Origin of the sequence: Clostridium cuniculi (assembly GCF_004353185.1) — a bacterium.
Taxonomy (GTDB): Bacteria; Bacillota; Clostridia; order Clostridiales; family Clostridiaceae; genus Clostridium; species Clostridium cuniculi.
This window is the reverse complement of the sequence record NZ_SMUS01000018.1, coordinates 21,477-34,132: the sequence shown is the minus strand read 5'-3', so window position 1 is coordinate 34,132 and position 12,656 is coordinate 21,477. Positions and strand designations below refer to the sequence as shown.

General features: G+C 28.1%; 10 protein-coding genes and 1 pseudogene. 9 read left to right on the top strand and 2 right to left on the bottom strand.

Going from position 1 to position 12,656, the window contains the following annotated elements:
* Positions 1–101: 101 nt before the first annotated feature.
* The 4 genes from EJJ37_RS10560 (at position 102) to EJJ37_RS10545 (ending at position 6,032) form a co-directional block, all read left to right on the top strand.
* Positions 102–647, top strand: coding sequence for a class I SAM-dependent methyltransferase (locus EJJ37_RS10560; RefSeq protein WP_204596859.1), 546 nt, complete (start codon positions 102–104; stop codon positions 645–647).
* Positions 648–714: 67 nt separating this feature from the next.
* Entirely contained in the window at positions 715–1,029 is a 315-nt protein-coding gene (locus EJJ37_RS10555; RefSeq protein ID WP_133015539.1) for a rhodanese-like domain-containing protein, read from the top strand.
* 179 nt (positions 1,030–1,208) lie between these two features.
* Positions 1,209–2,084 carry an aldose 1-epimerase family protein gene (locus tag EJJ37_RS10550; protein ID WP_133015538.1) on the top strand — a complete coding sequence of 292 codons (876 nt, stop codon included), beginning with the start codon at positions 1,209–1,211 and terminating at the stop codon, positions 2,082–2,084.
* Between the two features lie 180 nt (positions 2,085–2,264).
* A complete protein-coding gene (locus EJJ37_RS10545) occupies positions 2,265–6,032 on the top strand; it encodes a glycosyl hydrolase 53 family protein (protein WP_133015537.1) in 3,768 nt (1,255 codons plus the stop codon).
* Between the two features lie 50 nt (positions 6,033–6,082).
* Here EJJ37_RS10545 and EJJ37_RS10540 read toward each other — a convergent pair whose 3' ends face one another.
* A complete protein-coding gene (locus EJJ37_RS10540) occupies positions 6,083–6,877 on the bottom strand; it encodes an N-acetylmuramoyl-L-alanine amidase family protein (RefSeq protein ID WP_243124876.1) in 795 nt (264 codons plus the stop codon).
* 287 nt (positions 6,878–7,164) lie between these two features.
* On the opposite strand from EJJ37_RS10540, the gene EJJ37_RS10535 reads away from it, so the two are divergent.
* Positions 7,165–7,668: a DUF4358 domain-containing protein gene (locus tag EJJ37_RS10535; protein WP_133015536.1), complete on the top strand. Its 504-nt coding sequence runs from the start codon at positions 7,165–7,167 to the stop codon at positions 7,666–7,668.
* A gap of 281 nt (positions 7,669–7,949) precedes the next feature.
* Here the strand turns inward: EJJ37_RS10535 and EJJ37_RS20875 are convergent.
* Positions 7,950–8,228, bottom strand: a pseudogene (locus EJJ37_RS20875) (3D domain-containing protein); the annotation flags it as partial.
* Between the two features lie 825 nt (positions 8,229–9,053).
* Between EJJ37_RS20875 and EJJ37_RS10525 the strand changes: the two are divergent.
* The 4 genes from EJJ37_RS10525 to EJJ37_RS10510 all read left to right on the top strand — a co-directional run bounded on the left by EJJ37_RS10525 (position 9,054) and on the right by EJJ37_RS10510 (position 12,646).
* Entirely contained in the window at positions 9,054–10,121 is a 1,068-nt protein-coding gene (locus EJJ37_RS10525) for a TFIIB-type zinc ribbon-containing protein (RefSeq protein WP_133015535.1), read from the top strand.
* Positions 10,118–10,912: a TPM domain-containing protein gene (locus tag EJJ37_RS10520; RefSeq protein ID WP_133015534.1), complete on the top strand. Its 795-nt coding sequence runs from the start codon at positions 10,118–10,120 to the stop codon at positions 10,910–10,912. The genes EJJ37_RS10525 and EJJ37_RS10520 overlap by 4 nt, the downstream gene beginning before the upstream one ends.
* Positions 10,913–11,068: 156 nt before the next feature.
* Positions 11,069–11,968, top strand: a complete 900-nt coding sequence (locus tag EJJ37_RS10515; RefSeq protein WP_133015533.1) for a DUF5685 family protein — start codon at positions 11,069–11,071, stop codon at positions 11,966–11,968.
* A gap of 57 nt (positions 11,969–12,025) precedes the next feature.
* The gene (locus EJJ37_RS10510; protein ID WP_133015532.1) at positions 12,026–12,646 is read left to right on the top strand and encodes a J domain-containing protein; all 621 of its coding nucleotides are present in this window, start codon (positions 12,026–12,028) and stop codon (positions 12,644–12,646) included.
* Positions 12,647–12,656: the final 10 nt, after the last annotated feature.

Sequence of the window (12,656 nt, the reverse complement as noted above, 5' to 3'; positions counted from 1 at the left end):
TATTCAATATAATAATAAAATTTAAATTATTTGCATAAAGGTGCTCGTTGAAAATTATATAATTACACATTTTTTATAAAAGTATTAGGGGGATGAGTATTATGAGAATAATCGTAGGAGCAGGAAAAGTAAAATATGATGGATGGGTTTCAACTCAGGAGAATGAGCTTAATTTATTATCAATAGAGCAGTGGGAAAATATTGTAAAAGATAATGAGATAGAGGCAATTTTAGCGGAGCATGTATGGGAACATTTAACCTATGAAGAAGGATTAAAGGCAGCAGAAAATTGTTATAAATTTTTAAAGCCAGGTGGATATGTAAGATGTGCAGTTCCTGATAAAAACTTTAGAAATGAATGGTATCAAAATATGATTAAAATTGGAGGACCGGGACATGAGGATCATCCAGCATGTGCACATAAAATCGTATATGATTACAAAACATTAGTGAATGTCTTTGAGAGTGCTGGTTTTGAAGTTACACTTTTAGAATATTGTGATGAACAAGGAGATTTTCATTATAGAGAATGGGATGAATCAAAGGGCAAAATATGTAGAAGTTATAGATTTGATACTAGGAATTCTAAAAATAATTTAGGAATGGTTTCAATTATTATAGATGCAATAAAGCCCATAAAGAAATAAATTGCTTGTAAATAATAGTTATTATTACTATAATTAATTTAAATGTAAAGATAAAAGAGGTGTAGTTATGAGTTCATTTAAATCAATTAGTAGTGTGCAAGCTGAAAATTTAATTAAAGATTGTAAAGATCTAATGATTATAGATGTTAGAAGATATAGTGAATTTAAGGAAAATAAAATACCAAATGCAATAAATATTCCTGTTGAGGAGCTAGAGTGGGAAATTGAAGATTTAAAAGAAAATAAAGATAAGCCTATTTTAGTTTATTGCAAAGCTGGACATAAGAGTGCATTAGCATGTGAAATGCTAGAAGAAGAAGGTTTTACTAAATTATATAATTTGGGCCAAGGTATTTTAGGATACAATGGTATATTAGAATAAAAAATAGCGTATTTAGGATAGTAGATATTTAAGCTTCACTATTTTAAATGCGCTTTTTCTTTAGGCTATGATAATTTATTGATATATTATATAATTATGTATAGGATATCATTGTGATAATTCAATAATATTTCGAGGTGTTTTTTATTATAAATATATAATGGTTAGGGGAGAAAAAAATGTTATATACATTAGAAAATGAAAAGGTTAAGATTACTGTAAGTAAACAGGGAGCAGAGCTTCACAATATTACATCAAAGGTAGATGGAACTGAATATTTATGGAATAGAAACAAAAGGTATTGGGGCTATAGTGCACCAGTATTATTTCCGATAGTAGGAAAAGTTAAGAATGGAACTTATAAGGTTGATGGTAAAGAATATAATTTACCACAACATGGATTAGCTAGATTAAAAGAGTTTGAAATGATTGAAAAAACAGATGATAAGATTATTTTTGAATTAGTTGCTTCAGAAGAAACTTTAAAGGTGTATCCATATAAATTTTCATTAAAAATTGTTTATACTTTAGTAGAAAATGGAGTTGTAACAGAATATATAGTAGAAAATACTGATAATAAGATAATTTATTTTTCAATAGGAGCTCATCCAGCCTTTATGTGTCCAATGGTAGCTGGAGAAATAATAGATGACTATTATTTTGAGTTTAATGAAAAAGAAAATTGTGACATAATTCCTATAAGTGAACAGGGTTATATAAAGCGTGAAAGAAAGCAATATTTAGTTGACAATAATATAATACCATTAAACTTTGATGTATTTAAGGGAGATGCCTTAGTTTTTGATAGCTTAAAATCTAATAAAATAAGTTTAAAATCTGTTAATCATGATAAAGTATTAACTATGGACTTTACTGGATTTCCTTATATGGGATTATGGACAAAAGCAACAGGAGCACCTTTTGTATGTATAGAACCATGGTATGGACATGCTGACTTTGAGGATTTTGATGGAGAATTAAAAGATAAAGCTGGAATAGAAAAGTTAGAAGTAGGTCAAAAGTTTAATAGTGCATATACATTAACAATAAAATAATAATTTAAAAGAATCTAAATAATAGTAGTGTATTACTGTTATTTAGATTTTTTTATTAAAAATAAATTACTAATTAAATTACTATAATCTAATGATTTTACTTATTTTAATAACAAATAATAATGCTAATATAAATATGATTATGAAAACGTATAACAGGTATAAGGGGGATATTGGATTTTGATTAAGAGAATAATAAAAAAGGTTTTTGGAATTATTGCAACTGCAATATATACTACATCTTTAATAACTATTCCTACCATGGCTGAGGATAATAAGATAATTAATAGTAGTTTTAAGAACTGGTTAGATGGTTGGGATGTAAAGGGAGATGTTAATGCAGCTACAGGTAAGGATAATTGGGGATATGATGATTCATATAGTTTAGGTTATTGGAATGATACTGATTATGAAGTATGGACAGAGCAGACTATTACTGGAATAGAAAATGGATATTATAGAGTAGAAGCTTATGCTGCCAGTGGAGGGAATCAAGAAGCACATTATCTTTATGCTAATGATTTTGGTGGAACAGGAGCTAGAACAAGTATACCTATAACAAATGAATTTACTAAGGTTGTATTAAATTTTGAGGTAACTAATAATTCAGTAACTATAGGATTTTATTCAAAGGGAAGAGGAGGAACATGGTCAAATTATGATTGTATTTCTTTAGTCAAAACTGATGAAGAATATAAGTTTTTAAAAGGTGGAGACTTAACCATGGTTAACTATATAGAAGACCTAGGTGGAAGATTCTATGATAGTGAGGGAGAAGAAAGAGATGTATTTCATATATTAGCTGAAAGTGGATTTAATTTTGCAAGATTAAGAACACATAATGATACAGGTAGAGAGCATGGCTCTATAACAAATCCTAATTACTATTTACCAGACGGATATCAAAATACAGAAGATTTATTAAAAAGTGCAAGAAGAGCAAAAGAAGTTGGAATGGAAATAGAAGTTACATTAAATTATAGTGATTGGTGGCCAAATGGTGCAACACAAGAAATTCCATCGTCTTGGAGAAAGGAAATAGAGGGATTAGAAAATGATGCTGCTGTTGATAAATTAGAAAAATTGGTATATGAGTATACTAAAGAGGTAATGCAAAAACTTGTAGATCAAGGTACTACCCCAGAATATATTTCTTTAGGGAATGAAATGCAGTATGGAATATTATATCCATATGGAAGAGTATCAAATTTTGAACAGTTGGCAAGATTTTTAAATGCTGGATATAGAGCAGTAAAAGAAATTTCAACTAATACCAAAGTAGTACTTCATTTGGATGAAGCAGGTGAGGATAACAGATATACTACATTTTTAGATGGCTGTATTGAGAATAATGTTAATTATGATATTATAGGTGCTTCATATTATCCATTTTGGACTAAAAAGAATGTAGAAGATATAATTCCATGGTTTAATGAATTATCACAAAAATATAATAAGAAAATATTAATTATGGAAACGGGATATAACTGGAATCCAACTAAGCCAGATGGATGGCCAGGACAATTAAGTGATAATGGAAATGAAAGTCATGAATCATCTCCACAAGGGCAAAAGGAATTTTTAGATGAGTTATTTAATGGAATAAGAAATGCAGAAAATAATTGTATAATAGGAGATTTATATTGGGATCCTGTTATGATAGCTTATGATGGAGTAGGATGGGCTATGGAAAGGGGAGAAGCTGAAGATGGAAGTGAAGATAAAGCAGGAGATAACGTAGTATCTAATACAACATTGTTTGATTTTGATGGTAAAGCTTTACCTTCCTTAAACTCTTTTAGAGATAATACTGAAGGAACAACTAAAGGAATTATTTCTGGAATTGTTACTGGCGAAAATGGAAATAAGATAGTTGGAGCAGAGGTTGTTTTAAACATAAACAATGAGAAGTATGTAAAGACTACGGATAAATATGGAAGATTTTTTATGAATGAAGTTGAAACTTCTTATAATAATTCAATTACTGTAAATAAAGATGGATATAGTAGTTCAACTAAAGTGTTTGATGTAGTTCAAGGTGAAGTATCGAAGATTGAAATAGTTTTAGGCAGTGGAAGTGTACAAGGAAAGATAACTGATGAAAATAATAACCCAATAGAAGGAGCAGAAGTTTATTCAGTTGTAGGAGAAAAGAAATTTAGTACTATATCAAAAGCCGATGGAACTTATATTTTAGGAGATTTACCGGCTGGTGATAATTATAAGATTAATGTCAAAAGGCAAGGTTATGAAAGTACTTATGCTGATAATATTAAGGTAAGCCTTGAGGAAGATACTAATGGAATAGATTTTAAATTAATAATTAATTCAGGAGCAATATCGGGAGTTGTAAAAGATAATGAAGGAAATATAGTATCAGGTGTTACTATAACAGCTGTAGGAAATGATAATAAAGAGTATAAGGCAGTAACTGATGAAAATGGTCAATATAAAATAGAATATATAGAAATTGGAGATAGATATAATGTTACTGCAACTAAAGAAGGCTATTTAGAAATGGCTGTTTCTGATATTAAAGTAAACAAGGGAATTACGACCGAAGAGGTTAATTTTGAATTAGAAAAATCATTAGGAAGCATTACTGGGATTGTTGTTGATAATAACAATAATAAGGTTTCTGGTGCTAAAGTTACAATAAGTCTAAAAGAAGAAGAGAAATTTGTTACAACAAGTGATGAAAATGGAATTTTTGAGATCAAAGATATTCTGGATAATAAAAACTATGTTATATTATGTGAAGCAGAAGGTTATGGAGCTGCTAAATTAAGCAATGTAGAAGTAAAGCCTTCTTTAAATAAAGAAGTTATCTTAAGAATGTCAGAGAGAATAGTATTAGAGAATTGGGATTTTGAAATAGGAACACTTGAAGGGTGGAATGTGGAAGGTGATATTAATGCAGTACAAGCACAAGATAGAACTTGGTTTGGCGATGATGCACCATCAGGAAAATATGCACTATCAGTATGGAGTGATAAAGAATTTAATGTAAATATTAATCAAAAGGTGAAGGATTTAAATTGTGGTAAATATGAATTAAGTGCTTGGGTATACAGCGGTGGAGATTATAATTCAGACTTTATGTATATAAGACAGGGAGAAAAGGTAACAGAATTTAAAATAGGACATACTAATAATGTATGGCAGAAAATTTCAATTCCAGTTTGGGTAAATAGTGAAGATGTTGAAATTGGATTTGATTTTGATGGAAAAGCGGGTTGTTGGACAGTAATAGATAGTATAGAGTTAAATTATATTACTAACATAAATTATGATGAATTAGAAGATGTAATAAATAATCTAGATTTAATAGATGAGAAAGAATATACACCTAAATCATGGAATGAACTAACTAATAATATTAATGAGGCTAAAAAATTAATGGTAAGTGCAGAAGTAACTCAAGAAAAAATAGATGAGGCTGTGATATCTATAAATAATGCTATTAACTCATTAATAAAAAAAGTGGATAAGACAGAACTTTTGTTATTAGTTGAAGAGTATAAGGATATTGATAAAAATAAATATACAGAAGAAAGTTTTAATGAATATAAGAAGGTATTAGCTATAGCTAATGAATTAATAAATGATGAAGATGCAACAGAAGAGGAAGTTAATTCAATTATTGCTTTATTAAAAGAAAAATATAATCTTTTAGAGGAAGTTATTAATGAAAGTGAAGGTATAAATCCTGATGATGAGGACATTGAAAGTAATTCTAATATAACTAATGAGAATAATAAAGATGAGATTATTATTAAAGTAGAGGAAAATGATAAGGGGAATGAAATAAAAAATGATCAATTAGGAAAATTACCTAAAACTGGTGAAGGCATTGGTTCTCAAGCAATAGGATTATTAGGTGCTATAAGTATAATTATAGGGATAGCATTTTTGAAGGGAAAAATAAACAAGATACAAAATGTATAGAAGTAATAAAAGGTCACAATATATAATTATATATATTGTGGCTTTTTATTTTATTCATTGGTGTCATCTCTATATTCAACAATTGCGTTATAAAGTGCATTGGCACAGTTGGATTGTCCAAGGTCTGAAGTAAGATATTTCTCATCAGAAGAGTTTGTTAGGAAACCTAATTCAATTAATGCTGATGTTGAAGTATTCAATTCTAAAACTGCAAGTTCTTCACCGGGGACATAGGATTTTAACCCCCTATTAGTAGTATAATCTAAGTCTATTAGAGCTTGTTGTAAATATTTTGCTAAATTTAAACTACTATCATTAGAAGGGTTATACCAAGTTTCAACCCCTGAAACATCATTAGAATCAGAGCTGTAGTTACAATGAATAGAAACAAATATATCAGCATTACATAGTTTAGAGATTTTAATTCTTTCTTTTAGACTATCATTAGAGGTTTCTATCCAATCCATAGTATCTGTTGCACGAGTATAAATAACCTTAAAGCTACCATCTTCTTCTAATAGTTTTCCTAGCTTTAAGGAAATGGCAAGTGTGATATCTTTTTCTGCTGTACCATTTGGACTGATTGCACCATAATCCCAATCACCATGGCCTGGATCTAGGCAAACAGTATAAATTTCTTTTTCTTCGACTTTAGGTATAGCTAAATTAAATGTTGCAACTGTATTATTTCTATTTAACATAATAACTGTTATGGTTATTGATAGAATCAGTAGTGGAATTGATGAAATTATAATCCTAAATCTTTTTTGTCTTTGTCTTTTTCGTTCATGAAGTAATTTTCGTCTTGCGTTTAAGTCAAAATTATTATGGTCTATATAAATCACCTCATTTCATAAAAGAGAAACTTTAAAGTTTAATTAACACTATAAATCTATGATTTATTCGGATATAATTACCCGATTTGTAATTATATTAATAAAACTTTTACTTCAATTTAAGGGTAGAAGGTGTTTCTTAATATAAGTATAATGAAAAAAAACGTAAATGTAAATATTTGGAAACGAATAAAAGAAAAAATTTTAAAAGTATTGGGAACAATTTAAATAAGTGAATAGTCTAATAGAATGATAAGATAAGTGATATAACAAAAGAATAAAGTGAGGTTATAAGAATGAAAAAGATATTAGTTAGTACATTAATAGCAATTATGGTTGGAGCGACTTTAACTGGATGTGGAAATAAGAATACTGGAAATTCATCATCAACTGAGCAAAGCCAGCAACAAACAGCTTCAGTATCAGCAAAAGATGTAGTAGAAAAGTTAAATGAAAAAGAATATGTAAGAGCTGCAGCTGAAATTGATGATACTATAGCATCAGAAATATATCATTTAAATTTAGATGATGTAGAAGATTATGGAATATTAGAAACTCAAATTTCTCCAGGGCCTGGATTTATTATGGTTGTTAAGGCTAAAGATGGTAAAGTTGATGCTGTAAAAGCTTCAGTAGAACAGGTTTTACAAGATAAAGTAGGAAATGCTTTTTATCCAGCAGAAAAGGAAATTGCTGAAAGTGCAGAAGTTAAGGTTGATGGAAATTTAGTTTCATTATTTATATTAAACAGTGAAGTAGCTTCAGATGCACAAGCAACATATGAAGAATTAATAAAATAATTTAATTAAAAAAGGAGTATCCTGAAATTAAGATACTCCTTTTTATGTTATACAATAAAGTTATTTTACCAATATAGATTTTTAACTTTACCACATTTTTTACAAGTTAGCTTTTCGTAATAGCCACCTTTGAAACAAATATTTCTTATTATTTCAGAATTATATTTATGTATACAAAAAATAAATTTTGGTATTAACAAGATAACCCCTCCTAATTAAAGTATAAAAAAGCTTACTTTAATTAGTATGAACAATAGGGAATAAAATATTACTTATTAATTTTACCACTCCCCAGGATAAGCTAGGATATATAGGGTAACATTTTGTCTTCCCCAATTAATACATTCATTTTCAGAATTTAAAAATAAATCAATTTTATGACCTTTAATAGCTCCACCAGTATCTGCAGCAATGGCTTCACCATAGCCTGGGATATAAACTTTTGAACCTAAAGGAATTATTGATGGGTCTACAGCAATAGTACTAAGTCCATTTGGGTTACGAACAGGGGTAACACCAGTGGCAGTAGTAGTATCTCCAGTATATGCAGTAGCTTCCATTGTATAGGTAGCTTTATATGAAGTACTAGCTTCTTGAGTTTTAGTTTCAGTTTTAGCATTAGCTTCAGCTTTAGTTTCAGCTTCATTAACTTTTTGGTCTTCTACTTTTTTATTATAGATAGAAATATCATTCATAATGTTATCAACTGTAGAAGTAAATACAATATTTACATTGCTACTAGTAGGAATGTCACTAATAATTATATCGTTATCAGATTTAATTAGAACAGCATTACCTTCATTATTTGAAACATTATTTGAGTTTATATCATTATTATCATCATGTTTTTCTAAATAACTAACATTAATAACTTTTTTATTTTCATTATTTAAAACACTTGCATGTGCACAAAATTCATTTATACCGAACATTGATAGTGCAAGTGAAGTTGTTAAAACAAAAATTTTCTTAAACAGAAAATACACCTCCAAGATTTTGATTTTAATTCCTTCGGCCTGCAAGTAGTTTATACTATATATCAAAAATACTGTCAAATTGCTAAGGAAGAATATAACAAGGATTAAAATTCCAAAAATTAAATAGTTAATAATGGAAAAACCCTCGTAATATATTAAATAAAAGAGGTTAAAGCATATTGATAAATAAAAGTCAAGAAAAATAAAAAGTATAAATATGGATATATAACCTTTAATATTATAATAGAGTAAATTAAAATTTTAGTGAAAATATATAGACAAATTTTAAGAGGCTGTTCTAAGAAAGTTAAGTTTTAAAAGATAAATTAGAATTAGTATTTTGAATAAAATGTAAAAAAATATGGTATAATTTTATAGATAAAAAATTATTAAATTAGGGGGAAAGAGATGGCTGTTATTGTATATAAGTGTCCTAATTGTGGAGCTGAGATTAAGTTTAATCCAGAGTTACAAAAAGGAAAATGTGATTTTTGTCTAAGTGAATTTACAGTTGATGAGATAGATAGGTTAAATGGTTTAGATAATCAACATATAAACAAAGAGAATTTAGAACAGAATTATAATAAAGAGTGGGATAATATAGGAGAAAAAACAAGAGTTTATTCCTGTCCAAGATGTGGGGCTGAAATAGTAGCAGATAATACTACTACAGCTACATTTTGTTGCTACTGTCATGGACCTGTAGTCTTAAGTGATAAGTTTAATGGAGAATTTAAGCCATCTAAAGTTATTCCATTTAAAATAGATAAAGATAAGGCTATTGAGAACTTTATAAATTGGAGCAAAAAGAAGTGGTTTTTACCTAGTGAGTTTTCCTCTTCTAAACAATTAGAAAAGATAACAGGAATTTATATTCCTTTTTGGATAGTTGATTCCAATGTAACTGGGCAAATGAGTGCAAGAGGAAAAAAAATTAAAACATGGGTTAGTGGAGATTATAAATATACTAAAACAGATATATATAATATTTATAGAGAAGCAAATCTAATATTTAAAAATGTACCTAGCAATGCATCAAGCAAAATGGATGATAAAATTATGGAAAGTATAGAGCCATATGATTCTAGAGAGTTTAAGGAATTTTCTATTGCATATTTACCAGGCTTCTTTTCAGAGAAATATGATAAAACAAAAGAACAGGTCTTACCTTTAATAGAAAGTAAAATAAGGTTAGGAACTAATGATATATTAAGAAATTCAATAAATGGATATTCAATTGTTGATGTTGTAGGGACACATGAGAACTTTAATAAAACTTCTTGTAATTATGCATTAATGCCTGTATGGATGATGACATATAGTTTAGGAAGTAAAAATTATATTTTTGCTATGAATGGACAAACAGGGAAAGTTTTTGGTGCTTTACCTGTATCTAAAGTAAAAATATTTATATTATTTTTACTTGTTTTTATAATAGTATTTTTATTAGTATTCATAGGAGGTATGACTATATGAAGAATTTAAAGAAAAAGTTTATACCTTGTATTAGTGTATTAATTTTTATACTATCATTTAGTTTTATAGTTAAAGCTAATGTAAATCCAGTAGTTGATGAGGCTAAACTTTTATCACAAGATGAAAGAGATAAGTTGAGAGAGGATATTGAAAAGTTTAGAGAAAGCTATAATATTGATGCAGTTATAGTTACAACAAATGATTTACAAGGAAAAAACACTATGGACTATGCAGATGATTATTATGATTATAATGGTTATGGATTAGGAGATAATAAGAGTGGAATATTATTATTAATAGATATGAATGATAGAAAAATATGGATTTCTACTAGTGGAGATGCAATAGAATATTTTACTGACAATAGAATAGACTCTATTATTAGTGATATAAGTAAATATTTGCGTAATGAAGAGTACTTTGATGCATGTAATATATTTTTAACGGATATACAATATTACATTGATAGTGGGATACCAGAAGGGCAATACACATACAGTGAGGAAGAAAATACTTTAAAGATTGTATTAATTGCCTTAGGAGTTGCAGCTGTAGTGGCTGGAGTAACATGTATAGTTGTAGTGAATTCATATAAAAATTCAAAGTCAGTATCAAGTGTAAATTATGTGGATAATAGTTCTATAGTATTTACTAAAAGAAGAGATACTTTTGTAAATACATTTACTACTAAAACAAAAATTGAAAGAAATAATTCTAGTGGTGGTAGTGGAAGTTCTACTCACAGATCAAGTAGTGGAAATACTCACGGCGGTGGCGGGGGAAGCTTTTAAAATAAGAAATAGCTCTTTAAGGTAATGCCTTAAGGGGCTATTTCTTATTTAATGGATAGATAATAAATAAAATTTTAATTAGTAGAAATTGATTAATATTAGTAAATAAACTATACTAAATTTATGTAAAAATAAGAAATATAAAGGAGTGATTATTTGTTTGGTTATGTAACTCCACTTAAACCTGAACTTAAAATAAGAGAATATGAAATGTTTAGGGGATATTATTGTGGTGTATGTATGCATATTAAAGATAATTTTGGAAATATTCCAAGATTAGCTTTAAATTATGATATGGCTTTTTTAGGTTTACTTTTAGATGCCTTACATAATGAAGAGCCTAATATTGAATTTAAAAAGTGTATGGCTCATCCATTAAAGAATAAGCCTATGATTATAAATAATAAAGCATTAGAATATACAGCAGCTATGAATGTGTCATTAGTATATTATAAGTTAATTGATGATGTAAATGATGATAAGAGTTTAAAAAGTAAATTTGAAAGTGCTGCTTTAGCTCCATATAAACGAAAATTTAACAGAAATGTTACTATGATTAATGATATAATAGAAGAAAATTTAAATATGCTATCTAATTTAGAGAAAAATAAAGAATTTTCATCAATAGATGAGATTTCACATCCTTTTAGTTTAATAGTAGCTAAAATTTTAGAGTTATATCCTGAGAAGGTTGATGATGATTGTGATGAGCTTAGATATGAACTTTATGATTTAGGATATGCTCTTGGGAAATGGATATATTTAATAGATGCATTAGATGATTTAAAGGAAGATATAGAGAAAAATAAGTTTAATCCAATAAATTATTTATATAATAAAGATAATAAAAGTTATGAAGAATTATTAGAAGAAATTAAACCAAGAATGGAATTTACTATTTTAAATTGCGGATATAATTGTAAATATGCTTTAGATAAATTACCTTTAAAGAGGAACAAAGCTATATTAGAAAATATAATTAGTCTTGGTATGATGGATAAATACGAAAAAATAATTAATAATTGTAACTGCAAGGATAAGAAAAATAAACATTAAGATATATTTAAGGTTTATGAATTATAATGGTAGCAGATGATAAGGAGAGTGTTTAAAATGAATCCGTATGAGGTATTAGGAGTGAAGCCAGGAGCTTCTCAAGAAGAAATAAAATCAGCTTATAGAAAACTAGTAAAACAATATCATCCTGATCAATATGTAGATAATCCACTAAAGGATTTGGCGCAAGAGAAACTAGCTGAGGTAAATAAGGCATATGATATGCTAAAAAATGGTGGAGGAAATACAAATTATAATTCTTCATCAAATGGATATAATGCAAGTTATAATACAGGATCTAATTCATATAGTAGTAATACAGCTATTTATGCAGAGATAAGAAGTCTTATTCAGATGAGAAGTATATCTGTAGCAGAATCAAAGCTTAATGCCATAAAGCAAAGAGATGCAGAATGGTATTATTTATATGGAAATGTTATGATGGCAAAGGGTTGGTTTGAATCAGCTTATAATAATATACAAAGGGCATGTACTATGGATCCTAATAATTTTGAGTATAGGCAAGCATTAAGCCAATTACAATCAAGAGGTAGAGGTTATAGTCAAACATATAGAACTTCAAATGGAAATATGGATACTTGTGATTGTTGTATGAATTTATGGTGCTTAGACTCATTATGTGAATGTTTTGGTGGAGATCTTATAGGTTGCTGTTAATAGGGGGAGT